General features: G+C 74.0%; 29 protein-coding genes. 6 read left to right on the forward strand and 23 right to left on the reverse strand.

The annotated features are described in order from the left end of the window. Positions 1-7: 7 nt before the first annotated feature. Complete coding sequence (locus tag KIT14_15370; GenBank protein MCW5891902.1) at positions 8-640, reverse strand: TIGR04282 family arsenosugar biosynthesis glycosyltransferase; 633 nt, start codon at positions 638-640, stop codon at positions 8-10. Positions 641-657: 17 nt separating this feature from the next. Further along, the gene (gene grxC / locus KIT14_15375) at positions 658-915 is read right to left on the reverse strand and encodes a glutaredoxin 3 (GenBank protein MCW5891903.1); all 258 of its coding nucleotides are present in this window, start codon (positions 913-915) and stop codon (positions 658-660) included. Positions 916-1,001: 86 nt separating this feature from the next. Between grxC and mazG the strand changes: the two genes are divergently transcribed. Further along, positions 1,002-1,784 carry a nucleoside triphosphate pyrophosphohydrolase gene (gene mazG, locus KIT14_15380; GenBank protein ID MCW5891904.1) on the forward strand — a complete coding sequence of 261 codons (783 nt, stop codon included), beginning with the start codon at positions 1,002-1,004 and terminating at the stop codon, positions 1,782-1,784. Between the two features lie 62 nt (positions 1,785-1,846). Further along, positions 1,847-2,122 (forward strand): 30S ribosomal protein S20, encoded by a 276-nt coding sequence (gene rpsT / locus KIT14_15385; GenBank protein MCW5891905.1) that lies wholly within the window; start codon positions 1,847-1,849, stop codon positions 2,120-2,122. Here rpsT and holA read toward each other — a convergent pair. The 15 genes from holA to lpxD all read right to left on the reverse strand — a co-directional run bounded on the left by holA (position 2,103) and on the right by lpxD (position 15,145). After that, on the reverse strand, positions 2,103-3,155 hold the full coding sequence (holA, locus tag KIT14_15390) for a DNA polymerase III subunit delta (GenBank protein MCW5891906.1): 1,053 nt from the start codon (positions 3,153-3,155) through the stop codon (positions 2,103-2,105). The genes rpsT and holA overlap by 20 nt on opposite strands. Then, positions 3,152-3,745 (reverse strand): LptE family protein, encoded by a 594-nt coding sequence (locus KIT14_15395; protein MCW5891907.1) that lies wholly within the window; start codon positions 3,743-3,745, stop codon positions 3,152-3,154. Before KIT14_15395 ends, holA begins: the two co-directional genes overlap by 4 nt. Further along, entirely contained in the window at positions 3,742-6,216 is a 2,475-nt protein-coding gene (leuS, locus tag KIT14_15400; protein ID MCW5891908.1) for a leucine--tRNA ligase, read from the reverse strand. Before leuS ends, KIT14_15395 begins: the two co-directional genes overlap by 4 nt. Continuing rightward, positions 6,213-6,674 (reverse strand): transcription antitermination factor NusB, encoded by a 462-nt coding sequence (gene nusB, locus KIT14_15405; GenBank protein ID MCW5891909.1) that lies wholly within the window; start codon positions 6,672-6,674, stop codon positions 6,213-6,215. The genes leuS and nusB overlap by 4 nt, the downstream gene beginning before the upstream one ends. A 1-nt stretch (position 6,675) precedes the next feature. Further along, a complete protein-coding gene (locus KIT14_15410; GenBank protein ID MCW5891910.1) occupies positions 6,676-7,149 on the reverse strand; it encodes a 6,7-dimethyl-8-ribityllumazine synthase in 474 nt (157 codons plus the stop codon). Positions 7,150-7,158: 9 nt separating this feature from the next. Then, complete coding sequence (gene ribA, locus KIT14_15415; GenBank protein MCW5891911.1) at positions 7,159-8,370, reverse strand: GTP cyclohydrolase II; 1,212 nt, start codon at positions 8,368-8,370, stop codon at positions 7,159-7,161. A 9-nt stretch (positions 8,371-8,379) separates the two neighbouring features. After that, complete coding sequence (ribD, locus tag KIT14_15420) at positions 8,380-9,498, reverse strand: bifunctional diaminohydroxyphosphoribosylaminopyrimidine deaminase/5-amino-6-(5-phosphoribosylamino)uracil reductase RibD (GenBank protein ID MCW5891912.1); 1,119 nt, start codon at positions 9,496-9,498, stop codon at positions 8,380-8,382. 59 nt (positions 9,499-9,557) lie between these two features. Next, positions 9,558-10,085: a transcriptional regulator NrdR gene (gene nrdR / locus KIT14_15425; GenBank protein MCW5891913.1), complete on the reverse strand. Its 528-nt coding sequence runs from the start codon at positions 10,083-10,085 to the stop codon at positions 9,558-9,560. Between the two features lie 11 nt (positions 10,086-10,096). Next, positions 10,097-11,347, reverse strand: a complete 1,251-nt coding sequence (locus KIT14_15430; GenBank protein ID MCW5891914.1) for a serine hydroxymethyltransferase — start codon at positions 11,345-11,347, stop codon at positions 10,097-10,099. 10 nt (positions 11,348-11,357) lie between these two features. Next, entirely contained in the window at positions 11,358-11,594 is a 237-nt protein-coding gene (gene acpP / locus KIT14_15435; GenBank protein MCW5891915.1) for an acyl carrier protein, read from the reverse strand. Positions 11,595-11,610: 16 nt separating this feature from the next. After that, positions 11,611-12,360, reverse strand: a complete 750-nt coding sequence (fabG, locus tag KIT14_15440) for a 3-oxoacyl-[acyl-carrier-protein] reductase (protein ID MCW5891916.1) — start codon at positions 12,358-12,360, stop codon at positions 11,611-11,613. Beyond that, positions 12,357-13,238, reverse strand: coding sequence for an ACP S-malonyltransferase (gene fabD / locus KIT14_15445; protein MCW5891917.1), 882 nt, complete (start codon positions 13,236-13,238; stop codon positions 12,357-12,359). Before fabD ends, fabG begins: the two co-directional genes overlap by 4 nt. Before the next feature lie 55 nt (positions 13,239-13,293). Next, positions 13,294-13,476 carry a 50S ribosomal protein L32 gene (rpmF, locus tag KIT14_15450; GenBank protein MCW5891918.1) on the reverse strand — a complete coding sequence of 61 codons (183 nt, stop codon included), beginning with the start codon at positions 13,474-13,476 and terminating at the stop codon, positions 13,294-13,296. 40 nt (positions 13,477-13,516) lie between these two features. After that, entirely contained in the window at positions 13,517-14,047 is a 531-nt protein-coding gene (locus tag KIT14_15455; protein MCW5891919.1) for a DUF177 domain-containing protein, read from the reverse strand. Between the two features lie 69 nt (positions 14,048-14,116). Then, the gene (lpxD, locus tag KIT14_15460) at positions 14,117-15,145 is read right to left on the reverse strand and encodes a UDP-3-O-(3-hydroxymyristoyl)glucosamine N-acyltransferase (protein MCW5891920.1); all 1,029 of its coding nucleotides are present in this window, start codon (positions 15,143-15,145) and stop codon (positions 14,117-14,119) included. A gap of 84 nt (positions 15,146-15,229) precedes the next feature. Here lpxD and KIT14_15465 point away from each other — a divergent pair, with 84 nt between their 5' ends. The 3 genes from KIT14_15465 to KIT14_15475 all read left to right on the forward strand — a co-directional run bounded on the left by KIT14_15465 (position 15,230) and on the right by KIT14_15475 (position 17,775). Then, positions 15,230-16,105 carry an ATP phosphoribosyltransferase gene (locus KIT14_15465; GenBank protein MCW5891921.1) on the forward strand — a complete coding sequence of 292 codons (876 nt, stop codon included), beginning with the start codon at positions 15,230-15,232 and terminating at the stop codon, positions 16,103-16,105. A 126-nt stretch (positions 16,106-16,231) separates the two neighbouring features. Continuing rightward, the gene (gene cyoE / locus KIT14_15470) at positions 16,232-17,194 is read left to right on the forward strand and encodes a heme o synthase (GenBank protein MCW5891922.1); all 963 of its coding nucleotides are present in this window, start codon (positions 16,232-16,234) and stop codon (positions 17,192-17,194) included. Positions 17,195-17,205: 11 nt separating this feature from the next. Further along, positions 17,206-17,775 (forward strand): SCO family protein, encoded by a 570-nt coding sequence (locus KIT14_15475; GenBank protein MCW5891923.1) that lies wholly within the window; start codon positions 17,206-17,208, stop codon positions 17,773-17,775. A 10-nt stretch (positions 17,776-17,785) separates the two neighbouring features. Here the strand turns inward: KIT14_15475 and KIT14_15480 are convergent, their stop codons facing one another. The 5 genes from KIT14_15480 to KIT14_15500 form a co-directional block, all read right to left on the reverse strand. Continuing rightward, positions 17,786-18,562 carry an ABC transporter permease gene (locus KIT14_15480; GenBank protein MCW5891924.1) on the reverse strand — a complete coding sequence of 259 codons (777 nt, stop codon included), beginning with the start codon at positions 18,560-18,562 and terminating at the stop codon, positions 17,786-17,788. Beyond that, a complete protein-coding gene (locus tag KIT14_15485) occupies positions 18,559-19,515 on the reverse strand; it encodes an ATP-binding cassette domain-containing protein (GenBank protein ID MCW5891925.1) in 957 nt (318 codons plus the stop codon). The genes KIT14_15480 and KIT14_15485 overlap by 4 nt, the downstream gene beginning before the upstream one ends. Positions 19,516-19,615: 100 nt before the next feature. After that, positions 19,616-20,902 (reverse strand): glycosyltransferase, encoded by a 1,287-nt coding sequence (locus KIT14_15490; protein ID MCW5891926.1) that lies wholly within the window; start codon positions 20,900-20,902, stop codon positions 19,616-19,618. A 6-nt stretch (positions 20,903-20,908) separates the two neighbouring features. Then, on the reverse strand, positions 20,909-22,060 hold the full coding sequence (locus tag KIT14_15495; GenBank protein ID MCW5891927.1) for a glycosyltransferase: 1,152 nt from the start codon (positions 22,058-22,060) through the stop codon (positions 20,909-20,911). Positions 22,061-22,111: 51 nt separating this feature from the next. Next, positions 22,112-22,390 (reverse strand): hypothetical protein, encoded by a 279-nt coding sequence (locus tag KIT14_15500; protein ID MCW5891928.1) that lies wholly within the window; start codon positions 22,388-22,390, stop codon positions 22,112-22,114. Positions 22,391-22,795: 405 nt separating this feature from the next. Between KIT14_15500 and KIT14_15505 the strand changes: the two genes are divergently transcribed. Further along, on the forward strand, positions 22,796-24,853 hold the full coding sequence (locus KIT14_15505; protein MCW5891929.1) for a hypothetical protein: 2,058 nt from the start codon (positions 22,796-22,798) through the stop codon (positions 24,851-24,853). Here KIT14_15505 and KIT14_15510 read toward each other — a convergent pair. After that, positions 24,756-25,217, reverse strand: a complete 462-nt coding sequence (locus tag KIT14_15510; protein ID MCW5891930.1) for a peptidylprolyl isomerase — start codon at positions 25,215-25,217, stop codon at positions 24,756-24,758. The two genes, KIT14_15505 and KIT14_15510, sit on opposite strands and share 98 nt — an antisense overlap.

Genomic DNA, 25,217 nt, shown 5'->3' on the forward strand with positions numbered 1-25,217 from the left:
TCGAAGCCTAGTCGGCCGGCAGCGTCGCCAACGCCGCCGCCGTGGCCGGGAGGGCCACGGCGCCCGCGGCGAGGAGCGCGCGCAGGCCACGCAGCCCTGCCGCGTCGTCGACGTCGAACGTGCGCGGCAGCCGAGCGACGCGGAGCCCAGCGCGCGCCGCGTTGGCCTCCGTGGTGGCGAGCACCGCCCCGGTGCCCCAGGCCACGCCCGTGAAGAGCTCCCGCGGTGGCACCGTGGTGCCGACGCACCAGTAACCGCCGTCGTCGGCCGGGCCGAGAACGACGTCGCAATCCCGTCCGAGCGCCGCCGCGGCAGCGCGCAGGGTCATCGGGTCGAGGTGTGGGCTGTCCGTCCCCACCGTGACGACGGGCCCGCCGTGGACGGCATGTACCGCGGCCATCGCGTGCGCCATGCGTGTTCCGAGATCGTCGCCTTCTTGCACGAGACGCCGATCCGCCGCCACCGCGATCCCGAGGTCGCCGTCCGGCGGCGTGACGGCCCAGTGGATCGGGAGTCCGGCCGCCGGCAGGCGGCTGGCGAGGTCGGCGATGAAGGCGCGCTGGAGGCGGCAGGCCGCTTCGGGGCCGATGTGGGCGGCAAGCCGCGTCTTCACCGTACCGGGGCGCGGCGCCTTCGCCATCACGAGGATGGCGGCGGTCAGGCCTTGCCCACCATCGACGCCAGCTCGCCGCGCCCGTCGAGCGCCGCGAGCTCGTCGTAGCCCCCGATGCTGGCCCCGTCGATGAAGATCTGCGGGACGGTGCGACGCCCGGAGCGGCGCATGACGTCGGCGCGCAGAGCGTCGTCGCCGCTGAGGTCGATCTCCTCGTACGCGATGCCGCGCTCGCTGAGCAGGCGCTTCGCGCGGACGCAGTAGGGGCAGCTCGGCGTGGTGAACACCTCGACGCGGGCCATGCATCCTCGGTAACGCGCGTCCTGCGCGGAGGCAAGGTCGCGTCACGCGTTGACTCGCGCCCGGACCGCCGCTAGCCGAGCCCACCATGGCCGATCCCGCTGCCGTCGCCGCCCTCGCCCGCCTCGTCGACATCATGCACCGGCTGCGCGCGCCGGGCGGGTGTCCGTGGGATCGCGAGCAGACGCCCGAGACGTTGCGTCCCTACCTCGTCGAGGAGACCTACGAGGTCCTCGACGCGCTCGATGCGGGTGATCCGGGCGCCGTCCGCGACGAGCTCGGGGACCTGCTCCTCCAGGTCGTCTTCCACGCGGAGATCGCGGCCGAGCACGGGGAGTTCACGATCGCAGACGTCGCCGCCGCGATCGCCGACAAGCTGGTGCGCCGCCATCCCCACGTCTTCGCCGACGTGCAGGCCGAGGACGCGGAGGCGGTGATCGCGAACTGGCGACGGATCAAGGCCGCAGAGCGGGCCGCGAAGGGCGAGGTGGGCGTCCTCGCCGGCGTCGCCCGCGCGCTGCCGGCGCTGGCACGTGCGCAGCAGGTCGGGGACAAGCTCGCCCAGGTCGGATTCGACTGGCCGGATGCGGCCGCCGTGCTCGCGAAGGTCGACGAGGAGCGCACCGAGCTGGGCGCCGCCCTCGCCGCCGGCGACGCCGCCCAGGCAGGGCGCGAGCTCGGCGACCTGCTCCTGACGCTCGCATCCCTCGCCCGTCACCTCGGCGTCCAGGCGGAGATGGCCCTGCGCGATGCGACCGCTCGGCTGATGGCCCGCGTGGGCCACGTCGAGCAGGCGGCGAACGGGTCGCTGGCGGATCTCGACGCTGCCCAGCGCGATCGGCTCTGGAGCGCCGCGAAGGCCGCGGAATGAGACCGAGCCCGGGGCACAACGTGGTTTGACCCGCTGGGAGGCGCGTGGTACCTGCGCCAGCCGTGGCGAATCACAAGTCGGCGCTGAAGCGCCACCGTCAGTCGGTCACCCGTCAGGCCCGCAATCAGGCGATCCGTACCCGCCTCCGTCACCTCGTGCGCGCCGTCCGCGCCGCGGTCGCACAGAGCGACGCGAACGCGGCCTCCGAGTCGCTCGCGCAGGCCAGCCGGGCGCTCGACAAGGCGGTGACCAAGGGCGTCGTGCACCGCAACAGCGCGTCGCGCCGCATCGCGCGCCTGTCGCACGCCGTCTACGCGCTCAAGACGTCCGCGCAGTAGCCGCGCCCGGGTCGCCCTTCCCGGCCAGCGCGAAGAGCGCGGCCTCGAAGACCGCCGGCGCCGGGCGCGAGGTCTTCAGCTCCAGATCGAGCCGCCGCAGGGCGTGCAGTGCCCGGTCGAGGTGCGCTGCCGAGCCGCGTCCCTGGCTCCGCCGCACCAGCCAGGGCGGGACGCCGAGCCGCTGGGCGATGGCCTCCTGTCCGAGACCCTGCTCCGCCAGCTCGGCCACGTGCAGCGCGCGGCGGACGCTCGCCGCCAGGAACGCCGCCACCTTGATCGGCGGCTCGCCGGCGCCGAGCAGCCCGCGAAGCGCCCGCACGGCGCCGCCGAGATCGCGGCGCGCCAGCCGGTCGGTGAGCTCCTCGATGGCCTGGGCCCGATCCCCGGCGACGGTCGCCGCGACGTGCGCCGCCTCCACCCGCTGTCCCGCACCGGCGAAGAGCGACGCCTTCTCGATCTCACTCGCCAGCACGCCGAGGTCGAAGCCGGTCCGCTGCACCAGCAGGTCGGCGGCGTCGGCGGCGAGATCGCGACCGAGGTCGCGCGCCAGGCAGGCGACCCAGCGGCGGGCGGTGGCGTCGTCGGTCACCGGCGCCAGGGCCACCGAAGCGCCGGCGCGCGCGACCGCACCCGGGAGCTTGCGCCGGGCGTCCAGGGTCCGCGCGACGAGGATCAGGCGGGCCTGGCCCTGGAGGTGCGGGAGCACCGACAGGACGGCCTCCTCGCGGACCCCGTCGAGGGCCTCCGCACGCCGTATGACCAGCGCGGCGACGCCACCGAACAGCATCGGCGCCCCGAGATCGTCGATCGCGCCGACCAGCGCCGCCGCATCCTCGTCCGCCCAGAGCGTGCGCCATGTGCTCGGACCGGCCTCGGCGTCGGAGCGTCGTCGCAGCAGGTGGAGCGCCCGGTCGGTGAGGAACGGATCCTCGCCGTGGAGGAGGTAGCATGGCCGCAGCGGAGCGCGGGTGAGGGTCGCGAGCGTCGCCTCGGCGTCCGGCGCCGGCGGCCCGCCGCGCCGTGCGGCGCTCAGAAGCCCTCCATCGCCTGCAGGTAGACGTCGCGGGCGACGATGTCGAGGAGCTCGACGAGCGCCTCGCGGCGGCGCGTCTCGCCGATCTGCACGTTGGTGAAGTTGATGAGGTCGCGCGCGTCGATGGTGCCGCGCTGGAATCGGGGCGAGGTCGTGATCACGACTCCCGACACCGCGCCGAAGTCGAGGGACTCCTGCACCAGTGCGTTCTGGTAGAGGACCCGGCCCGTGCTGCGCTCGGTCACCTTCATGCTGAGCTGGAGCAGCCCGCGGAACTGCACCGCCTCGTCGGTCGCACCGAACGCGACGGGGGTGCTCGAGAAGCGGCGGATCGTGCCGCTCAGCACGACGTCGCCGTCGTCGCGCACGACCTCGAGCGGCCCGCGGCGCCGGAACTCCTCTTCGAGCGCGCGCTGGAGCGACACCTCGAGGCCGCGCTCGCGCGTGCGGTTGCGGAACGCCTTGATGGTGATGCTGCGCGCCGAGGGCGGGACGATGTCCCCGGCTGCGCCGGTGAGATGATAGCCGCAGCCAGACGCGAAGAGCCCCGCGGCGAACACGGCCGTGAGGAGCGCGGCGACCGACCTCATACGACGAGGCTCACCATACGCCCGGGCACCACCACCTGTTTGCGCAGCGCCCGCCCGCCGACCTGCTGCTGGACACGCGGATCGGCGAGCGCCGCCGCGAGCACGTCGGCCTCGGCCGCGTCGGACGGCACCACCACCCGCGCCCGCACCTTCCCGTTCACCTGGACCGGCATCTCGACGGTGGCACGCTCGAGCGCCGCGGGATCGGCGACCGGCCAGCGGGCCGCGTCGATCGCCCCCCCATGCCCGGTGCGCTCCCACAGCTCGCTCGCGAGGTGTGGGACGAAGGGCTCGAGGCAGACGAGCACGACGTCGACCGCCTCGCGCAGCACGGCAGGATCGGCGGTGTCTGCCGCCGCACCGAGATCGCGCACCAGCTCCATGATCGCCGCGATCGCGGTGTTGAACTGGAGGCGCTGGACGACGTCCTGCGTGACCCGCTCGACGGTGCGGTGCACGGCCCGGCGCAGCGTCCGGTCGGCCTCGTCCAGCTCCGCGGGTACCGGCGTCCCGGGGGCGGCCAGGCGCGGCGCGATCGCGAGCGTCAGCCGCCAGAGCCGATGCAGGAAGCGCGACATCCCTTCGATGCCCTGATCGGACCAGTCGAGGTCGCGCTCGGGCGGCGAGGCGAAGAGGCAGAACAGGCGCGCGCTGTCGGCCCCGTAGCGCTCGATGAGATAGTCGGGGTCGACCACGTTGCCTTTCGACTTGCTCATCTTGGCGCCGTCCTTGATCACCATCCCCTGCGTGAGGAGGTTGCGGAACGGCTCGTCGAGCTGGAGCCAGCCGAGATCGCGCAGCACCTTGGTGAAGAAGCGGGCGTAGAGCAGGTGCAGGACCGCATGCTCGATGCCGCCGATGTACTGATCCACGCCCCGGGTCCCGAGCCAGTACGCCAGCTCGGTCGGGTCGAAGGCCGCGGTGTCGGTGTGCGGCGAGGTGTAGCGCGCGAAGTACCACGACGACTCGACGAACGTGTCCATCGTGTCGGTCTCGCGGCGCGCGGGGCCCTGGCATCGGGGGCACGAGGTGTGGACGAAGGCCGCGTGCTCCGCCAGCGGCGACCCCGTGCCGGTGAGCGCGACGTCCTCCGGCAGCGTCACCGGCAGCTCCGACTCCGGCACCGGCACCATCCCGCAGCCGTCGCAGTAGACGACCGGGATCGGCGCGCCCCAGTAGCGCTGGCGCGAGATGCCCCAGTCGCGCAAGCGGTAGCTGACGGTCGCCCGTCCGCGCCCGGCGGCGTCGAGCGCCGCGGTGATCCGCGCCTTCGCCTCCTCCGAGGCGAGGCCGGTGAACGCCTCCGACGCGACCAGCGTGCCCGCCCCGTCCCACGCCTCCGTCATCGCCGCCGGGTCGAGCGCCTCGCCCTCCGGCTGGACGACGACGCGGACCGGCAGGTCGTGGGCGCGCGCGAACTCGAAGTCGCGCTGGTCGTGCGCCGGCACCGCCATCACCGCGCCCGTGCCGTAGTCCATGAGGACGAAGTTCGCGACCCAGATCGGAATGCGCACGCCGGTCAGCGGATGACGGCACCACGCGCCGGTGAAGACGCCTTCTTTCCCCGCCGAGCGCTCGATGCGCGCCGTCGCCCGCGTGCGCTGCACGAACGCCTCGACCGCCGCTTCCTGCGACGTGCCCGCCGCGAGCCGGGCCACGAGCGGATGCTCCGCCGCGAGGCTCACGAACGTGACCCCGAAGAGCGTATCCGGCCGCGTGGTGAAGACGACGACCTCGCCGTCACCCCCGTCGAGCGGAAAGCGCACCTCGGCACCCGCGCTGCGGCCGATCCAGTTGCGCTGCATGGTGACGACGCGCTCGGGCCAACCGCCGAGGCGATCGAGATCGCGCAGCAGCTCGTCGGCGTAGGCGGTGATGCGCAAGCACCACTGCTCCAGCTCGCGGTCGGTGACCGGGCCGTCGCAGCGCCAGCAGCGCCCGTCGATGACCTGCTCGTTGGCGAGCACGGTCGAGCACGTCACGCACCAGTTGACGATGCCGCGCCGTTTGTACGCGAGGTCGCGCTCGAGCATGCGCAGGAAGGCGAGCTGCTCCCAGCGGTAGTACGACGGATCGCAGGTGGCGAGCTCGCGGTCCCAGTCGAACGAGAAGCCCAGCCGCTTCAGCTGCGCGCGCATGTGCGCGATGTTCGAGTACGTCCACTCCGCCGGGTGCGCGCCGTGCTGGATCGCGGCGTTCTCGGCCGGCAGACCGAACGCGTCCCAGCCGATCGGATGCAGCACGCGATTGCCGGCGAGCCGGCGCTGGCGCGCGATGACGTCGCCGATGGAGTAGTTGCGCGCGTGCCCCATGTGGATGCGTCCCGATGGGTACGGGAACATCTCGAGCACGTAGTAGGGCGCGGCGCCGGGATCGACGCGGGCCGCATGCGTGCGCTCGGCCTCCCAGCGTGCCTGCCACTTCGCCTCGACGACGGCCGGCTCGTAGGCGTCAGCGACGGGCGTGCTCATTCCGCTCCACCACCACCCGGCCCCTCGCTGCTGGCCGCGCGCCGCGCCGCGAGCTGCTGCGCCACCTGGTCGAGGACGCCGTTCACGAACGCCGGCGACTCCTCGCTGCCGAAGCGGCGCGCGATCTCCACCGCCTCGTTGATCGTCACCGGCGTCGGGATCTCCGGCCGGCCGATCATCTCCCAGGTGGCGAGCCGCAGGAGGTTGAGATCGACCTTCGAGAGCCGCGGCAGCTTCCAGTGCTCGCTGCTCGCGGCGACCAGCGCGTCGACCTCGGCCAGGTGCTCGCGCACGCCTTCGACCAGCTCGCGCGCGAAACGCTGGACCTCCGCGTTCTCGTGCTCGAAGTGCCGCCAGAAGAGCGACAGGGCTCGCCCCGACTGAGCGTCGTCGCCCAGCATGTCCTCCTGGTAGAGGGCCTGGAGGGCGAGCTCGCGGGCGGCGCGGCGCGAGCCCACGTCAGAACCTCTGGACCATGCGCAGGAGGTGCACCATCTCGAGCGCGGTGATCGCGGCCTCGTAGCCCTTGTTGCTGTGGTCGCCGCCGGCCCGGGCGAGCGCCTGCTCCATCGTGTCGGTGGTGAGCACGCCGAAGGCGATGGGAAGGTCGTAGCGCCGTGACACCTCGCCGATGCCGGTCGCGGCCGCGCCGGCGACGTAGTCGAAGTGCGGCGTCTCGCCGCGCACGACCGCGCCGAGCGCGACGATGGCGTCGTAGCGGCCGGTGAGCGCGAGCCGCTGGGCGCAGAGCGGCAGCTCGAAGCAGCCGGGGACCGTCGCGACGTCGATGGCGTCTTCGGCGACCTTGAGCTCGACCAGCGCTTCGAGGGCGCCGGCGAGCAGCTTGTCGGTGACCGCGCGGTTGAACCGCGCGAGGGCGATGCCCACGCGCAGGCCCTCTCCAGCGGGCTCGGCATTCCAGTGACGGGGCACGACGGGCTCTCAGCGCGGACCGGGCAGGCCGGAGAGGAGGTGCCCCAGCTTGGCCTGCTTGGTCCGCAGATACTGGAGGTTGCCGGGGCGGGGCTCGATCTCGAGCGCCTGGCGCGACGTGACCGTCACGCCGTAGGCCTCGAGGCCGGCGATCTTGCGGGGATTGTTGGTGAGCAGCCGGGCGCGACGCACGCCGAGGTCGCGCAGGATCTGCGCCCCGATGCCGTAGTCGCGCAGGTCCTCGTGGAAGCCGAGCTCGAGGTTGGCCTCGACCGTGTCGCGTCCCTGGTCCTGGAGGGCGTAGGCGCGGATCTTGTTGGCGAGGCCGATGCCGCGTCCCTCCTGATGGAGGTAGACGAGGACGCCCTGCCCCGCTTCCGCGATGAGCGCGATGGCGCGGTCGAGCTGCTCGCCGCAGTCGCAGCGCTCGGAGGCGAAGACGTCGCCGGTCAGGCACTCGGAGTGGAGGCGGACGAGCACCTCGGCGTCGCCGCGGACGTCGCCCATGACCAGCGCCACGTGCTGCTGCTGGTCGACGCTGTTGTCGTAGACGATGGCGCGGAAGGTCGCACCGCTCGCGAGCGGCACGACCGCTTCGGTACGACGCCGCACGAGCGTGTCCGAGCGCAGGCGCATCTGGATCACGTCGGTGACGGTGAGCGTCGGCAGGGCGTGGTCACGCGCGAGCGCGGCCAGCTCGTCGGCGTTGGCGAGGTTGCCGTCGCGGCCGAGCACGTCGCAGAAGACGGCCTCGAACCCCAGCCCGGCGAGCCGCACGAGGTCGCTCGCCGCCTCCGGCAGCGCGGCCCGGATGAGGCTGCCCCCCTGGGCGAGCTGCACCGGCGTGACGTGGCCGGGCATGACGACGTCGGCCGCCGTGGCGTCGGGTGCGACCGCGGCGAGGATGGTGGTGGCTCGGTCGCCGGCGCTGATCCCGGTGGAGACGCCGTGCCGGGCCTCGATGCTCGCGGCATAGGCGCGCTGCCCCGGGGGCGGCTGCATGGCGAGCAGCGGGATGCCGAGGCGGCGCATGCGGTCGCGCGTGAGGCCGAGACAGACGAGCCCGCGGGCGTGCGTCGCCATGCAGTTGATCGCCGCCGGCGTGGTGCGGGACGCGGCGCAGGCGAGCACCGCCTCGGGTGGGTCCGTCGCGCTGTCGACCAGCAGCACGAGGTCGCCCCGTCGCAGGCGCTCGGCGACGTCGCGCTCACTCCCAGCCATTGCGGGAACCTACCGTGCGCGATCCGGGGAGGCAACGAGACGGCGGCGGGCACGCGCGCGCGGCGCCACGGCGGTGTCGATGACGAGATCGTCGCCGGCGCGCGCCACCGTCAGCGCCCCGGTGCGGAGCCCATCGCGCACGCGCCGGACGCCGAGCGGCCCGACCGCCGGCACGCCGTCGCCGCCGAGGAGCAGCGGCGCGACGAAGAGCACGAGGCGATCGACGACCCCGGCCCGCAGGGCGGCGGCCGCCACCCCCGCACCGCCCTCGACGAGGACCGAGGTGAGCCCGCGTGCCGCGAGGACACGCAGGGCGGCCGGTATGGACACCCGCCCTCCCCGCCCGGGGACGAGGAGCACCTCCGCGCCCCGGCGCTGCCAGGTCGCCGCCCGCGCCGCCGCGGTGCCGCGCGGGGCCACGATCCAGGTGGGTGGGCCGCTGCGGGCGAAGATCGCCGCCCGCGGCGGCAGCGCCGAGGTCGTACCGGCAAGGACGACGCGAATCGGATCCCGACCGCCGGGGATGCGGCAGCTGAGCCGCGGGTCGTCCGTGCGCACGGTGCCCGCGCCGACGAGCACCGCGTCGCACGTGTCGCGCAGCCCGTGCGCGATGCGCCGCGCGGCCTCACCGGTGATCCAGCGCGCATCGCCGCCGGCGGCCGCGATGCGGCCGTCCAGGCTGGTCGCGAGCTTCAGGACGACGAGCGGGCGCCGGAGCAGCATGCGGGTGCGGAAGGGCGCGATCAGCGTCCGCGCCTCGTCCTCACCCACCCCGACCACGACGGGGATGCCGGCGCGGCGGAGCTTGGCGATGCCGCGTCCCTGGACGCGCGGGTTCGGATCGCAGGTGGCCACGACCACACGCGCGAGACCGAGCGCCAGCAGCGCGTCGGCGCACGGCGGCGTCCGCCCGTGCACCGTGCACGGCTCGAGCGTCACGTACAGCGTTGCCCCCCCCGCGCGCCCCCCTGCTGCGCGCAGCGCCTCGATCTCCGCATGCGGCCCGCCCGCGCGGGCGTGGAAACCTTCGCCGAGGACGCGGCCGCCCCGCACCAGCACGGCGCCGACCGGCGGATTCGGGAACGTGCGGCCGACGCCGCGGGCGGCCAGCTCGAGCGCGCGCGCCATGAAGCGCCGGTCGCGCCCGTCGGCGCCGCCCGCGTCGGGCCGCCGGCGCGCGCCGCTGCTCACCGCCGCGACCGCTCGCGACGAGCCCCGGTGCGCGGCGGCTTGCGTGCCGTGCCGGCGCGGTCGGCGTCACGGCGCTGCGCGATCAGCTCCTCGAGCTCGTGCATGAACTCGTGCACGTCGCGGAACGAGCGGTAGACCGAGGCGAAGCGCACGTAGGCGACCCCGTCGAGCGCGTGCAGCTCGCGCATGAGCGCCTCGCCGATCTCGCTGCTGCGCACCTCGCGCTCGCCGCGCTCCTGCAGCCAGCGCTCGATGCGGTCGGCGACGGCGAGGATGGCGTCGACCGACACGGGCCGCTTCTCCACCGCGCGCTGCAGCCCGCTGACGATCTTGCTGCGGTCGAAGGGCTCGCGGCGGTCGTCCTTCTTCACGACCATCGGCAGCAGCACCTCGACCCGCTCGTAGGTCGTGAACCGGCGCCCGCACGCGTCGCAATGCCGCCGGCGGCGGATGACGTCGCCGTCCTTCGCGAGCCGGGAGTCCACGACCCGACTCTCCGGCGCACGGCAGTACGGGCACTGCATGGCCCGGGCGCCTAGACGCGCTGCGACCCGGGGAGCGGGAAGCGGGCGCAGAGGTCGTGCACCTCGCCGCCGACGCGGCGCAGGGCGGCCTCGTCGCCGACGTGCTGCAGCGCCCGGTGGATGAGGTCGGCGACGACCTCCATCTCCGGCTCCCGCATCCCGCGCGTGGTGACGGCCGGGGTGCCGATGCGGACGCCGCTGGTCACGAAGGGCGGGCGCGGGTCGAACGGGACGCCGTTCTTGTTGACCGTGATGCGGGCGGCGTCGAGCGTCTCCTGCGCGACCTTGCCCGACAGCTCGGTGCCGCGGAGGTCGACCAGCATGAGGTGGTTGTCGGTCCCGCCCGACGAGAGCCGCAGGCCGCGCCGCATGAGGCCGTCGGCGAGCGCGCGGGCGTTGGCGACGATCTGACGTGCGTACGCCTTGAACGCCGGCTGCATCGCCTCCTTCAGGGCCACCGCCTTGCCGGCGATGACGTGCATGAGCGGGCCGCCCTGGTTGCCGGGGAAGACGGAGGAGTTGATCGCCTTCTCGTGCGCCGTACGGGTGAGGATCATGCCCCCGCGGGGGCCGCGCAACGTCTTGTGCGTGGTGGTGGTGACGAAGTCGCAGTGGGGGATCGGCGACGGGTGCTCGCCGGCCGCGACCAGGCCCGCGAAGTGCGCCATGTCGGCCATGAGCAGCGCGCCCGTCTCGTCGGCAATGGCGCGGAACGCCGCGAAGTCGAGCTGGCGCGGATAGGCGGAATGCCCGGCGACGATCATCTTCGGGCGCTCGCGACGGGCCAGGTCGCGGACCTGATCCATGTCGAGGCGGCCGTCCGACTCGCGCACGCCATAGGGAACGATCTCGAAGAACTTGCCGGAGAAATTGACCGGGCTGCCGTGGGTCAGATGTCCGCCGTGCGACAGGTTCATGGCGAGGATCGTGTCGCCGGGCTCGAGCGTCGAGAAGTAGACGCACATGTTCGCCTGCGAGCCCGAGTGCGGCTGGACGTTCGCGACCTCGGCGCCGAAGAGCGCCTTCGCGCGATCGATGGCCAGCTGCTCGACGACGTCGACCCACTCGCAGCCGCCGTAGTAGCGCTTGCCCGGGTAGCCCTCGGCGTACTTGTTCGTGAGGATGGAGCCCTGGGCCTCGAGCACGGCGGGACTGACGTAGTTCTCCGACGCGATCAGCTCGAGGTTGAACTCCTGCCGCTCGGCTTCGCGCCGGATGGCTTCGAGCACCTCCGGGTCGGTGCTGGCGAGCGGCGTGGTCATCGGCTCCTCGTCACTTGTGGCTTTCGATGTACTGGACGACGTCCTGGACGGTGCGGATCTTCTCCGCCTCCTCGTCCGAGATCTCCATGTCGTATTCTTCCTCGAGCGCCATCACGAGCTCGACGATGTCGAGCGAGTCGGCCCCGAGATCCTCGATGAACGAGGCCTGCGGCGTCACCTGATCCTCGCTCACTCCGAGCTGCTCACAGATGATCTCTCTCACGCGCTGTTCGACGCTGGCTGCCATCTCCCCTCCTTGCCGTTCACATCCAGAGCCCGCCGTTCACGTGCAGGACGTGGCCGGTGACGTAGCCTGCCGCGGGGCTGGCGAGAAAGGCCACGGCGGCAGCGACGTCGTCGGGTGTCCCCATGCGTCCGACGGGAATCAGGCCCGTGTACGCGGCGCGCTGGCCCGCGTCCAGTGCGGCGGTCATCTCGGTATCGACGAAGCCCGGCGCCACCGCATTGACGGTGATCCCCCGACTCGCGACCTCGCGCGCCAGCGAGCGCGTGAAGCCCTCGACGCCGGCCTTCGCCGCCGCGTAGGCCGTCTGGCCCGCGTTGCCCATGCCGGCCACGACGGAGGTGACGCTGACGATCCGCCCGTAGCGATTGCGGACCATGGTGCGCAACGCCGCGCGGGCACAATGGAACACCCCTGTCAGGTTGGTCTGCAGGACCCTGTTCCAGTCGTCGTCGGAGAAGCGCAGCACGAGGCCGTCGATCGAGACCCCGGCGTTGGCGACGAAGATATCGATTCTGCCCTGCCGGTCAACGATATCCTTCAGGGCGTCGCGGGTTGCGGTCGGGTCGCCGACGTCGAAGCCGGCGGCGTGGGCGGAGCCGCCGGCGGCGGTGATCGCGTCGACCACGGCAGCCGCCGAGTCCGCGTTGCTGACGTAGTTGACCACCACGTGCGCCCCGCGCGCCGCGAGCATGGCCGCGATGCCGCGACCGATGCCGCGCGAGGCCCCGGTGACGACCGCCGTCTGTCCCGCCAGCTCAGCGCTCATGCCAGCACCTCCCGGGCCCGCGCGACGCCGGCGGGATCGCCGGTCGGCTGCGTCGGCAACCCCGGCACGATCCGCCGCATGAGGCCGGCGAGAACCCGGCCCGGCCCGACCTCGAGCGCGACGGCCGCGCCCATGGCACCCACCGCCCGGGCGGTGTCCTCCCAGCGGACCGGCGCCGTCACCTGACGGACGAGCAGCGCGCGCACGTCGTCGGCGCCACCTACCGGGCGCGCCTCGACGCTGGTGACGACCGGCAGCGCAGGGGCCGCGAGCGGCACGTCCGCGAGCCAGGCGGCGAGGCCCTCGGCTGCGGGTGCCATCAGCGCGCAATGGAAGGGGGCGCTCACCGCGAGCCGCGTGGCGCGCGCACGCCGGGCCCCCGCCAGCGCGATCAGGCGCTCGACCGCGGCGGCGTGCCCCGCCACGACCACCTGTCCGCCCCCGTTCAGGTTGGCCGGCGTGCAGACGCCGTCGCCCGCGGCCTCGCGGCAGAGCGTCTCGACCTCGCCCGGGTCGAGCCCGAGCACCGCTGCCATCGCGCCTTCACCCACCGGCACCGCCGCCTGCATGAGCCGTCCGCGCTCGCGCACGCCGCGCACGGCATCGCCGAACGCGATCGCGCCGGCGACCACGAGCGCACTCCACTCGCCGAGGCTGTGGCCGGCGAGCGCGAGCGGGCGAACGCCGGTCTCGTCGGCGAGGACGCGCCAGGCCGCCACGCTGACGGCGAGGATCGCCGGCTGCGCGTGCGCGGTGAGCGCCAGCTCCTCCGCCGGCCCCGCGAAGCACAGGCGCGAGAGCGCGAAGCCGAGCGCCGCGTCGGCCTCGGCCAGCGTGGCGCGCGCGCGCGGGAAATCGCTCGCGAGCTCCCGGCCCATGCCGGGATGCTGCGAGCCCTGCCCCGGGAAGACGCAGACCGCGGCGACGGGCAGGTCAGGCGTCCTTCGCTTCCTTCACCTGGCGCCCGCGGTAGGTGCCGCAATGCGGGCAGGCCCGATGCAGCAACGTGCGCTCGCCGCACTGCGGGCAGGCGATCGCGTGCGGCGCCGCGAGAGCGTCGTGGGCGCGACGCTTGTCGCGCTTGGTGGACGACGTGCGTCGCTTCGGCAGTCCCATGGTGGAATCCTCCTCGAACTCGAATTGATCGGGCGGTCCGTCAGCTGCGGCGGACCAGCGTGCGGAGCGCCCCGAGCGGCCCGTCGCCGGGCTCGGTGTCGCAGGTGCAGACCGTGGTGTTGCGGTTGACGCCGCAGCGCGGACAGAGCCCGCGGCAGCTCTCGCTGCACAGCGCCCGGCTCGGCAGCGCGAGCAGGGTCTGCTCGCGCACCAGCGCCGTGACGTCGATCTCCTCGCCCTCGTAGAACGAGAGCCCGAGGTCGCCGTCGCCGAGCTCGCCGCCCTCGAGGTCGGCCGCGTTGCGCGGCGTCAGGACCACCGAGACCGGCACGTCGAGCGGCACCGCGAACTCGTCGAGGCAGCGGGCGCAGTGGCCGCGGGCGGCGCCGTGGACACGGCCGCCGAAGTACACGTCGAGGCCGGCACGGTAGTAGTCGAGATCGACGGCGAGGGCCTGCGGGACGTCGTAGTCGCCGGCCCCCTTGCGCAGCTCGGCGTTCAAGGGGTCCGCGTCCTCGAGGTAGTGGAGCGCCTTCGGGGTCTCCACGATCTGGTCGATCGCGATCTTCATGCTCGGCGATACGGCCGGGGCCGATCGCGCACTATAGCGGGCCGGCCGCGGCTGGCGAAAGGGGCCGGCCTAGTCGGTCTCGGTTCCGGGTCCGTCGGCACCCAGCGCGCGCTCGAGTCGGCGGACCCGGCGGAGCAGCTCGGGCAGGCGCATGACGGCGCTCGTCACCCGCCGCCACAGACGCACGTCCATCGCCGGGTAGCCGCCCCAGACCGTGCCCGCCGGGATGTCCGAGTGGATGCCGCTCTGGGCCGCGACCTGGGCGCCGTCGCCGATGGTGAGATGCCCGCTCGCCCCCACCTGGCCGCCGAGCATCACCCCGGCCCCCAGGCGCGTACCGCCCGCGAGCCCGGTCTGCGCGGCGAGGAGGCAGCTCGGGCCGATCCGGCAACCGTGCGCGATCATGACCAGATTGTCGATCTTGGTGCCGCGGCCGACGTGAGTCGTGCCGAGGGCCGCGCGGTCGATCGTGCTGTTGGCGCCGATCTCGACGTCGTCCTCGATCGTGACCGTACCGACCTGGGGTATCTTCCGCGCCCCGGTGGGCGTGGGCAGATAGCCGAAGCCGTCGCTGCCGACGACGGCGCCGGCGTGCAGCGTGACGCGATCCCCGATCACCACGGCCTCGCGCACGATCGCACCGGCGTGGGCGGTGAAGTCGTCGCCGATGCTGGCCCCGGGGTAGATCGTCACGCGCGCGTGCAGCACGGCGTCGCGGCCGAGGCGTGCGCCGGCGCCCACGACGACGTGGGGCCCGATCGCGGCGCCCGGACCGATCTCCGCCGCCGGGTCGACGACCGCCGTCGGGTGCACGCCCGCCGGGGGGCGCACGGCCGGGTGGAACAGCTCGATCACCCGCACGAAGGCGAGATACGGCTGCGGGACGCGGATCACCGGCACGGAGACCGCGGGCGCCTGCGGCGCCAGGACCAGTGCCGATGCCCGCGTACCCGCGAGGTGTCCCTCGAGCCGGCGGTCGGCGAGGAACGAGATGGTGCCCGGGGTGGCGTCCTCGAGGGCGGCGACGCCGCGGATATCGACCTCGCCATCCCCCTCGACCTCGGCGTCCAGCGCGCGGGCGATGTCGGCGAGCCGCATCGCGCTCCCTTAGCCGACGCGCCGTGCGACCGCCACGGCTGCGGGTCGCTTTGCCCGGGGTCGCGTGGTAGGGGGCGCCGGATCATGAACGTCCTTCAGCTGGGCATCCCGAAGGGCAGCCTCGAAGCCGCGACCGTGGAGCTCTTCCGGCGCTCCGGCTGGAAGATCGGCATCGACTCGCGCAGCTACTTCCCGACCGTCGACGATCCGGGCCTGCGCTGCCTCCTCGTGCGCGCCCAGGAGATGGCCCGCTACGTCGAGAGCGGCACGCTCGACGCCGGCATCACCGGCCGCGACTGGGTCCTCGAGTACGACGCCAAGGTCGTCAGCGCCAAGGAGCTCGTGTACTCGAAGACGAGCCTCCGCCCCACGCGCTGGGTGCTGGTCGTGAGCCGCGACTCGCCGGTCCAGAAGCCCGAGGACCTCCGCGGCGCGCGCATCGCGACCGAGCTGGTCGGCTACACGAAGCGCTGGTTCACGGAGCGCAAGATCGACGTCCAGATCGAGTTCTCGTGGGGCGCGACGGAGGCCAAGGTGGCCGAGGGTCTGGTCGACGCGATCGTCGAGGTGACCGAGACCGGCTCGACGATCCGCGCCCACGGCCTGCGCATCGTCTGCGAGCTGTTCGAGTCGGTGCCGCAGCTGATCGTCAACCCGACCGCCTGGGACACGCCGTGGAAGCGCGAGAAGATCGAGCAGATCTCGATGCTCCTCCAGGGCGCGCTGCGGGCCGAGGCGCAGGTCGGGCTCAAGATGAACGTGCCGGCGGCGCAGCTCCCGGAGGTGGTCGCCCTGCTGCCGTCGATCACGGCGCCGACGGTCTCGAATCTCTATGGGACGGACTGGCTCGCGGTCGAGAGCGTCATCGCCGAGGCCACGGTGCGCGACCTCATCCCCCGGCTGATGCGCGCCGGCGCGGTGGGCATCATCGAGTACCCGCTCAACAAGATCTGCGGCTGATGCGGCTTGCGGCGGGCGCGGCGTTCGGGATACGGGATCGCGACTCCGCGCCGCAGAAGGCGTCCTGATGCGAGGGCCCAGGGTTTTTCATTGGTGCGAGCCCCCCGAGGCGACGATACGGGTGCGATGGATCGCGCTCCGCTCCCCGACGTGCCGGACGCGGCGCCTGCGGGGACGGCCGCAGTGACTCCCGCGACCCTGCCCCTCGGTGCCACCGCCGCGTGGCGGCGCGTCGCCGACTACGTCGAGCTGACGAAGCCGCGCGTGGTGATGATGGTGCTGGTCACCACGGTCGTCGGCTACTACCTCGGCTCCGCCGGCACCTCCGACCTCGTGCGCCTGGTCCACACGCTCGTCGGGACGGCGCTCGCCGCCGGAGGCACGCTGGCGCTGAACCAGTGGATGGAGCGCGACGTCGACGCGCGCATGGAGCGCACCCGGCGCCGGCCGCTGCCCGAAGGACGCGTCCTGCCGATCGAGGCGTTCGTACTCGGCAGCGCCCTCGTCGTCGCCGGACTCGCCTGGCTCCTCGTCACGGTCAACGTGCTCTGCGCGGCGGTGACGGCGGTCGTGGTGGTGACGTATCTCGGCCTCTACACCCCGCTCAAGCAGGTGACGTCGGCCTGCTCGCTGGTCGGGGCGGTGCCGGGCGCCCTGCCGCCGGTCGCCGGCTTCGCGGCCGCGTGCGATCGTCTCGACCCGCTCGCGTGGGTGCTCTTCGCGATCCTGTTCTTCTGGCAGATTCCACACACGCTCGCGATCGGGCAGCTCTACCGCGACGACTACGCGCGCGGCGGCATCCGCGTCCTCCCGGTCGTCGACCGCGACGGGCCCAGCACCGCCACGCATGCGGTGACGAACTGCCTCGCGTTGCTGCCCGTCGCGCTGCTGCCGACGTTCCTCGGCGTCGTAGGCACGGCCTACTTCTTCGTCGCGCTCGTCGCCGGACTCGGATTCCTCTGGGCGGCGATCGGCCTCGCGCGCCGCGGCGGCGCGGCCGACGCCCGGCGGCTCCTCGTGGCCTCGCTCGTCTACCTGCCCGTGCTGCTGGCGGCGATGGCCTTCGACAAGCTGCCCCTGATGCCGTGAGCGCGGCGCGCGTGCGCCGCGCGGCCACCGCGCTCGCCCTGCTCGTTCTCGTCGCGGGCTGCGGGCGCGAGGAGCTGCCGGTCCTCGGCACGTTGCCGCCCTTCACGCTCACCGAGCGCACCGGCAGCCCGGTCGGCTCCGACGCGCTCGCCGGACACGTGTGGATCGCCGACTTCGTCTTCACCCGCTGCCCCGGCGTCTGTCCGGTCCTGAGCCAGCGCATGGCCGACCTGCGGCCCAAGCTGCCGAAGGGCGACGACGGCGTGCGGCTGGTGTCGATCACCGTCGATCCGGTGCACGACACGCCCGAGGTGCTGCAACCGTATGCGGAGCGCTTCGGCGCCGGCCGCGAGTGGCTCTTCCTCACCGGCTCGCGCGACGGCGTCGGCCGGCTCCTGCGCGACGGCTTCAAGGTCGGCTTCGCGGACGACGGCCCCGCGGAAGCGCCGATCACGCACAGCGAGCGGTTCGTGCTCGTCGACCGCGCTCTCCAGATCCGCGGCTATTACGTGGGCACCGATCCCGCGGACCTGGCGCGCCTGGTCGCCGACGCCATCGCGCTCACCCGTCGGCCCGGCTGAGCGCGCGCGCCTACAGCGTCGCGCTGCGACGCGCGACGGCGACGGCCGCGGCCAGGGTCGCGAGCCCGAACACGGTGCTGACGACGAGCCCCGTCGCCGGCGACGGCAGCGCGCCGGTCGGCACCGTCTGGCCGAGCCACATCGCCTGCCGCAGCAGCGCGACGCCGTAGGTGAGCGGGTCGAGCCGCATGATCCACACCAGGGCGTCCGGCAGCCCCTCGGGCGGGAAGAAGGCGCCCGACAGGAACCAGATCGGCAGCAGGATCAGGTTCATCACCGCATGGAACCCCTGGGTCGAGTCCATGCGCCACGCGATCACCAGCCCGAGGTTCGTGAGGCCGAAGCCGACCAGCGCCATTGCACCGAGCGTCGCGAGCACGCGCTCGGGCGTGAGCACGACGCCCGCGAACGGGGCCAGCACGAGGAAGAGCGCACCCTGGAGCACGGCGAGGCTCGTCGCGCCGAGGGATTGCCCGAGCACGATCGCGGCCCGCGGTACGGGCGCCACCAGCACGCCCTGGAGGAAACCCGCGCGGCGGTCCTCGACCACGGCGATGGTCGAGAAGATCGCCGTGAACAGGAGCACGAGCGCGAGCACACCGGGATAGAAGTACTGGAGGTAGTCGCTGCCCGCGGCGGCGCCTGCCGGGCGGAACGACGCCGACAGACCGCCGCCGAGGAGCAGCCAGAACACGATCGGCTGTGCGAGCGCCCCGACGATGCGGCTACGCTGGCGCAGGAAGCGCACGACCTCGCGTTGCCACAGCGTCGCGATCGCGAGCGTCATCGTGCGCCCTCCGGCGCCTCGGCTCCGGCGTCGAAGAACGTCCGCCCGGTGAGGCGCACGAAGACGTCCTCGAGCGTCGGCCGCCCGACGCTGACGCTGTGGACGTCGTCGCCCAGCGCCTCGACGACCTCGCGCACCAGCTCATGGCCGCGCGGATGCTCGAGACGCAAGGTGCCGTCGACGAGACGCGTCTCCAGCCGCAGCCGCTCGCGCAGCCGGGCCTGGAGGCGTGCGGGGTCGCGCCCCTGGATGACGACGACGTCGCCGCCGACGGCGGCCTTCAGCGTGCCGGGTGCGTCGAGCGCGACCAGGCGGCCGCGATCGAGGACGGCGACCCGGTCGCAGCGCTCGGCCTCGTCCATGTGGTGCGTCGTGAGGAGCACCGTCGTGCCTTCCTGCGCGCGCACCTCGGCGAGGTGGCCGAGCAGATCGCGGCGCGCACCCGGATCGAGCCCGGTGCTCGGCTCGTCGAGCAGGAGGACGGACGGCTGCGGCAGCAGGCCCTTCGCCAGCTCCACACGGCGCGCGAGTCCGCCCGAGAGCTTCTCGACCAGATCGCGACGCCGGTCGCCGAGCCCGAAGCGGCCCAGCTGCCGCTCGATACGCTCCCGCAGATCGGCGCCGCGCAGGCCGTGGAGGCGGCCGTGGTGGCGGAGGTTCTCCTCCACGGTGAGCTTGCCGTCGACGCTCGGGTGCTGGAACACGATGCCGATGCGGCGGCGCACGCCGGCGGGATCGGCCACCACGTCGTGCCCCTCGATACGCGCCGCGCCCCCGGTCGGCCGCTGGAGCGTGGCGAGGATGCGGAAGAGCGTGCTCTTGCCGCCGCCGTTCGGCCCGAGCAGGCCGAAGAGCTCCCCGGGGGCGACGGCGAACGAGATGCCGCCCAGCGCCGTGCGATCGCCGTAGCGCTGCACGAGGGCGTCGACGGCGATGGCGGGCGTGGCGGTCACGGAAGTGGGCGCCGCGTCGGTCGCGGCGAGGCGGGCGGTGGACACGCGGCCCGCCCATAGCGGATGCGCCCCGGCGGGACCAGCGCGCGCCCCGCACCGCTCATCGCGACGACGCCGCCGGCCGCGTCGCGCCGGCGGCGGGGGCGTCCGCGCTGCCGTCGGACACGAGCAGGGCGACGACGCGGCGGGCGTTGCGCCGCTGGTCGTGCTGCCGCTCGACGAGCGCCCGCCCCTGCCGCCCGAGGAAGGCCCGCCGCTCGGGCGCAGTCGCCAGGTCGGCGATGGCGTCGGCGAGCGCGAGGGTGTCGTTCGGCGGCACGATGACGCCGGTCTCGCCGTCGCGCACCAGCTCCGGGATGCCGGACACGGCGCAGCTGACGACCGGGCGTCCCGTCGCCATCGCCTCCATGAAGACGGTCGGGATGCCGTCCATGTCGCCGTTGTGGTCGCGGCGGCACGGCATGACGAAGAGGTGGCAGGCACGCATCTCGCGTGCGACCTCCTCCTGCGGGATCGGCTGGCCGATCAGCACGTGGTCGCCGAGCGCGTGGCGCGCGACCTGCGCCTCGAGCGCCGGGCGCAGCGGGCCGTCGCCGAACACGCGCAGGCTGAACGCGCACCCGCGCTCCCGCAGCACCGCGCAGGCGTCGATCAGCGTGTCGATGCCCTTCTTCTCCTGGAAGCGCGCGACGCACAGCAGGCGCAGCCTGCCGTCGTCGGGCGCGGGCGGCTCGGCGTGGAACAGCTCGGTCGGGATACCGACGTACACCGTCTGCACGCGCGCGCGCTCCGCCGCCGGCAGCATCGCGCGCAGGAGATCGCGCGCATAGTCGTTCACCGTGAACGCGCGCGCGGCGCGGCGCAGCTTCCAGCCGAGCGTCGCGTTCCGCCAGCGCGGATGCGTGGAGTAGATGTCGTAGGCGTGCGCCGTGAACGAGAACGGGACGCCCGCGACGGCGCCCGCGATGGCGGCCGTATCGGCCGTCTGCATGGCGAAGTGGGCGTGGAGGTGCTCGACGCCGAGCGCGCGCAATCGGTGCGCCGCGGCGAGCGCTTTCGGCGTCACCGCCAGCAGGCGCACGTGCGCCCAGGGGCTGGCGCCGGCGGCACGATGCGCGCCCGCGAGCGTGCGCAGCACGCGCCACGGCCGCGTGACGAGCACGCGCAGGGCGAGCCCGAGCGTGGCGCCGTCGACGAGCGGCGCCGGCAGGACGCTCGCCGGCCGCAGGCGCGCGAACGTCCCGTGCCGCACGCCGCCGGCCTCGCCCGGGTACAGGGGCAGCACGACGAGGGCGTGGCCCGCGTCCTGCACCTCGACCATCTCGTTGACGACGAACGGCTGCGAGCCGAGCGGCGGCCAGGCCGGGATGACGTAGGCGATGCGCATCGAGCGTCAGGCGGCCGCAGCGCCCGGCTCGAAGCCGCGCGCCCGCAGATGGTCCAGGTAGACGGCGGTCGTGCGTCGCACCATGGCCTCGAGGGAGAACTCGTCCTCGATGCGCCGGCGCGCCGCGAGCCGCAGGCGCTCGGTGCGCCCGGGGTCGCGCAGCAGCGCGGTGATCGCGTCGGCCACCGCCTCGGGCTGTCGCGCAGGGACCAGCACCCCCGTCTCTCCGTCGACGACCAGCTCGCGGCAGCCGCCGACGTCGGTCGCGACGGCCACGGCGCCGGTCGCCATCGCCTCGATGACGACGTTCGGCAGGCCCTCGTAGAGCGACGTCAGGGCGAGGACGTCCACGCCGGCGAGCACCGCGGGGACGTCGTGGCGCAGGCCGGTGAAGTGCACGCGCTCGGCGATCCCGAGCGACGTCGCGAGCGCGACCAGCTCCTCGCGCAGCCCGCCCTCGCCGACGACGAGGAAGTCGACGTCGGCACACGCCGGCGCCAGGCGGGCCGCTGCGCGCAGGTAGGTGGGATAGTCCTTCTGCTCGGCGAGGCGTCCGACCTGCGCCACGAGACGCCGCTGCGGGGCGAAGCCCGCGGCGGCGCGGGCCGCGGCGCGCGCGGGCTCGAAGCGCGGCAGGCGCGCGAGGTCGATGCCGTTCGGGATGACGCACATCTTGTCGGCCGCGAGGCCCTGGCGCTCGACGAGGCCGTCGGCGATCGCCCGGCAGTTGAGGAGGTACGTATCGGTGAGGCGATCGAGCACGCGCTCGACGGCGATCTGCCAGCCCGGGCGCGCGATCACGTTGCGCTCCGCGGTGAGCACGATCGGGATGCCGAGCCCGGTCGCGGCGAGACGCCCGTAGGAGTTCCCCGACCAGAGCACGGTGTGCAGCAGGCGCGGCGCGAAGGCGCGCAGCGCCCGGCGCAGCCGCAGGAGCCGGCCGGCGTCGGCCGAGCCGCGGGCCGCGAGCTCGTGGACCGGCACACCGAGCTCGCGCAGCGGTCCCGCCCAGTAGCCGCCCGCGGCGAGCGCGAACACCGCGGGCTCGAAGCGGGCACGGTCGAGCCCGCGCAGCAGCTCGTAGAGCTGGTACTCGGCGCCGCCCTTCCCGAGCTCGCCGATGACGTACGCGATGCGATGGCGCGAGGATCCGGGCATGCGGGGCCGCACGGTCAGGTATGCCGGGCCGTCCCGCGAAGGTCGAGCGCGCTACGCCGGCGGCGGCCCCAGCCGGGCCATCAGGTCCTTCAGGCTGCGCAGGGCCTGGAGGTTCGAGTCCATGCGGACCAGCTGGTCGATGAGACGCTGGGTCTGCTCGACGGCCCAGGCGATCTCCTGGGGGCTGACCGCGTCGAGGGCCCGGCGGAGCTGGTCGTGGAGCGCCAGGAGGTCGGGGACGTCGCGGACGCCGTTCTGGGCGAGCCGGCGCCCGAGCTCGCCGTAGTAGCGCGCGAGCTCGTCCGCCTCGCGATGGATGTCGACCCCCATGTGAAAATCCCTCTGCGCAGCCGGCCCGGCGGGGCGCACGGCGTGGTCCTACCTCCGGCCGCCGCACACGCGCAACGAAAAAGCGCGCGGGGTTGGCCGCTTGCGCCACGCGCCCGGACGCACAGCCTGTGTCGCCCGCGCATTGCCGCCCGCCCGGACCGGTGTTAGCAGGGACGCGGTGCCGGGCCAGCTTCGCGTCGCATTCCTCGCGGTGCTCCTCGGCCTGCCCGCCTCCGTTCGCGCCGCGACGCTCGACGTGGCGCTGCCGCTGGTCGAGACCGCCGGCGTCGCGCGCCGCGACGCACCCGCCGCCGTCAGCGTGCCGCTCCCGCCCGGCGCCGTGCGCGACGCCGCCGCGCTGCGCGTGCGTCGCCGGGGATCGCCCGGTCCCGACGCAACCCCACAGTGCTCGAACGCTGGCCCGACGGCTCGGTGCGCTGGCGCTCCTCCTCGACGTGCTCGCGAGCGTCTGCGCCGCCGAAGGCCGCACGACCCTGGCGCTGCCGGGCACGCCAGCGCGCGCCGCCAGCCCCGGCGACCCGCCGCGCCGACGGCGCCGCCCAGCAGCTCGACACCGGCCCCCTGACGCTCACCGTGCCCGGCGACGGCGCCGCGCTCGCCACCACGCTGCGCACGGGCGGCACGACGTTGCTGGCGCGCCTTCCCCTGCCCGCGCTGACGCTCGCCGACGGCGCCGCCGTGCCACCCGTGCCGGCCGGGCCGCCGAGCGTGGAGACCGACGGTCCCGTACGCACCGAGCTGCTGCTGCGCGGGCGCTACGGCACCGAGCTCGCCTACGAGGCGCGCATCGCCGTCTTCGCGGGCCAGCCGGTCGTGCGCCTCCAGCTGACCCTGACCCACCTGGGGGCGTCCCACGACGTGGCGATCCGCAGCCTCGCGCTCGACGTCGCCGGCTCGTTCGACGAGGGCGCCATGGGCGTCGACGGCGCGGTGAAGCGCTTCCGCACCCTGGTCGACCCGCACGCGCTGCGCCAGCTCGACGGCGAGCGCATGCGGCTCGACGACGCCGAGTCGGAGGGCAGCGGCGACGGCTGGGTGCGCGCGCGCGGCGACACCGCCGCGGTCACGCTGGTCGCGCGCTGGTTCCGCGAGGAGTGGCCGAAGGCGCTCGTCCTCTCCGACGAGCACGTGCAGCTCGACCTGCTCGGCGGCGGCGAGGCGCCCGTCGCGCTCGGCCGCGGCGCGGCGAAGACGTTCGAGGCCTGGGTGGTGGTCGAGCCGGCGACCAGGGCGACGCCCGCGCCGGAGCGGGCCGCCGCGCTGCTGGCCCCGCTCGTGGGCATGCCGCCCGCGCCCTGGATCGTGGCGTCCGGGGCGTTGCCGCAGTCGCTCGCGCCCGCCGCGGCGGGCGCTCCGCCGTTCCTCGCGCGTCTCGCGACCGCCTACCGCCGCTACCGCGCGCGCGGCAACGCCGAGCGTTGGGATGACGGGCCGCCGGTCCCGTGCGAGCAGCGGACCGAGGCCCATCAGCGCACCGGCTTCACCGGCGCGCTCAACTGGGGCGACTGGAACTTTCCCGGCTTCCGCGATCGCAGCAAGGGCTGCGACGCCTGGGGCAACCTCGAGTACGATCTGCCGCAGGTCCTCGGCCTCGGCTGGGCGGCCACCGCCGAGCGCCCCTGGTACGACGGCTTCGTCGCGGCGGCGCGCCACTACCGCGACGTCGACGTGATCCACCATGATCCGGACAACCCGGATCGCGTCGGCCTGAATCACCCGCACAAGATGGGTCACTTCGCCCCCGAGGCGACGCAGAACGTCGACCTCGGGCACACGTGGGTGGAGGGTCTCATCACGCACTGGCGGGTCACCGGCGAGGTGCGCTCGCGCGAGGCGGCGCTGGCCATGGGCGACGCCCTCGCCCGCCGCGTCTCGAAGGCGTCGAATCCGCGCCAGTTCGGCTGGCCGATGGTCGCGCTCGGCGCGCTCGCCGCGGCGACGAACGAGGCGCGCTATCGCGACGCAGCCGCCGCGTTCGCGACCCAGGCGCTCGGCGCCTTCCCGCCGACACCGGCGGCCGCCGACTGGAAGATCGGCATCCTGGCCGACGGGCTGGCGTACGTCGAGGCCGTCGCGCCCGACGCGAAGCGGGCCGAATGGCTGCAGCGCTATGCCGACGCCTACGTCGCCGAGCCGGACCGCTGGACCGACGCGCGCTACGCCCTGCCGCTCGGCTGGCTCGGCGTGCAGCGCGACGACGCGCGCTACCGCGGCGCCGCGCTCGCCGTCGCGGACACGCTCGAGGTGGGCGACTGGGGCAAGACGCTGGCGCTGAACGGCCGCACCGGCTTCCGCCTGCTCGGTCCGCTCGCGGCGGCCGGCGTGAAGGCGCGGCCGAAGGCGGTCACGTCCGGCCGCGACGCTCCTCGTCCGGCGTCGGCGGGCGCACCGCGATCACCGTCACCGTCGCCTTCAGCCCCTGCCCGGCCCCCGGCGGATTGAAGTCCGCGCGCACGCTCGCGCCGCCGATCTCGAGCAGGCGGAAGCGCAGCGTCTTCCCGTCCGGGCTCTTCAGCGAGTACTCGTCGCCGACGGTGAGATCGAGATCCGGCGGCAGCCGGTCGCGCGGCATCTCGCGCACGAGGTCCTCGCGCCACGGCCCGTATGCCTCCTCGGCCGGGATGTGCAGCTCGCGCGTCTCGCCCGCCTGCATGCCGACGATGCGATCCTCGAGCGCGGGGAAGAGCTGCCCCGAGCCCTGCATCACGGCGATGGGCCCGCAGTGTCCCGTCGAGTCGAGGAGGCGTCCGTTGGCGAAGTGGACCGTGTACTCGAGCACGACGACGCGTCCGTCGGCGACCTCCAT

Source organism: bacterium, from assembly GCA_026129405.1.
Taxonomy (GTDB): Bacteria; Desulfobacterota; Binatia; order DP-6; family DP-6; genus JAHCID01.

Excerpts from the sequence above, each read along its gene's own strand:
- KIT14_15370 (MCW5891902.1), bottom strand. The coding sequence starts at position 640 with ATGGCGAAGGCGCCGCGCCCCGGTACGGTGAAGACGCGGCTTGCCGCC.
- grxC (MCW5891903.1), bottom strand. The coding sequence starts at position 915 with ATGGCCCGCGTCGAGGTGTTCACCACGCCGAGCTGCCCCTACTGCGTC.
- mazG (MCW5891904.1), top strand. The coding sequence starts at position 1,002 with ATGGCCGATCCCGCTGCCGTCGCCGCCCTCGCCCGCCTCGTCGACATC.
- KIT14_15395 (MCW5891907.1), bottom strand. The coding sequence starts at position 3,745 with ATGAGGTCGGTCGCCGCGCTCCTCACGGCCGTGTTCGCCGCGGGGCTC.
- leuS (MCW5891908.1), bottom strand. The coding sequence starts at position 6,216 with ATGAGCACGCCCGTCGCTGACGCCTACGAGCCGGCCGTCGTCGAGGCG.
- ribA (MCW5891911.1), bottom strand. The coding sequence starts at position 8,370 with ATGGCTGGGAGTGAGCGCGACGTCGCCGAGCGCCTGCGACGGGGCGAC.
- ribD (MCW5891912.1), bottom strand. The coding sequence starts at position 9,498 with ATGGCGCGCGCGCTCGAGCTGGCCGCCCGCGGCGTCGGCCGCACGTTC.
- nrdR (MCW5891913.1), bottom strand. The coding sequence starts at position 10,085 with ATGCAGTGCCCGTACTGCCGTGCGCCGGAGAGTCGGGTCGTGGACTCC.
- KIT14_15430 (MCW5891914.1), bottom strand. The coding sequence starts at position 11,347 with ATGACCACGCCGCTCGCCAGCACCGACCCGGAGGTGCTCGAAGCCATC.
- acpP (MCW5891915.1), bottom strand. The coding sequence starts at position 11,594 with ATGGCAGCCAGCGTCGAACAGCGCGTGAGAGAGATCATCTGTGAGCAG.
- fabG (MCW5891916.1), bottom strand. The coding sequence starts at position 12,360 with ATGAGCGCTGAGCTGGCGGGACAGACGGCGGTCGTCACCGGGGCCTCG.
- fabD (MCW5891917.1), bottom strand. The coding sequence starts at position 13,238 with ATGGGCCGGGAGCTCGCGAGCGATTTCCCGCGCGCGCGCGCCACGCTG.
- rpmF (MCW5891918.1), bottom strand. The coding sequence starts at position 13,476 with ATGGGACTGCCGAAGCGACGCACGTCGTCCACCAAGCGCGACAAGCGT.
- KIT14_15455 (MCW5891919.1), bottom strand. The coding sequence starts at position 14,047 with ATGAAGATCGCGATCGACCAGATCGTGGAGACCCCGAAGGCGCTCCAC.
- lpxD (MCW5891920.1), bottom strand. The coding sequence starts at position 15,145 with ATGCGGCTCGCCGACATCGCCCGCGCGCTGGACGCCGAGGTCGAGGGG.
- KIT14_15465 (MCW5891921.1), top strand. The coding sequence starts at position 15,230 with ATGAACGTCCTTCAGCTGGGCATCCCGAAGGGCAGCCTCGAAGCCGCG.
- cyoE (MCW5891922.1), top strand. The coding sequence starts at position 16,232 with ATGGATCGCGCTCCGCTCCCCGACGTGCCGGACGCGGCGCCTGCGGGG.
- KIT14_15480 (MCW5891924.1), bottom strand. The coding sequence starts at position 18,562 with ATGACGCTCGCGATCGCGACGCTGTGGCAACGCGAGGTCGTGCGCTTC.
- KIT14_15490 (MCW5891926.1), bottom strand. The coding sequence starts at position 20,902 with ATGCGCATCGCCTACGTCATCCCGGCCTGGCCGCCGCTCGGCTCGCAG.
- KIT14_15495 (MCW5891927.1), bottom strand. The coding sequence starts at position 22,060 with ATGCCCGGATCCTCGCGCCATCGCATCGCGTACGTCATCGGCGAGCTC.
- KIT14_15500 (MCW5891928.1), bottom strand. The coding sequence starts at position 22,390 with ATGGGGGTCGACATCCATCGCGAGGCGGACGAGCTCGCGCGCTACTAC.
- KIT14_15510 (MCW5891930.1), bottom strand. The coding sequence starts at position 25,217 with ATGGAGGTCGCCGACGGACGCGTCGTCGTGCTCGAGTACACGGTCCAC.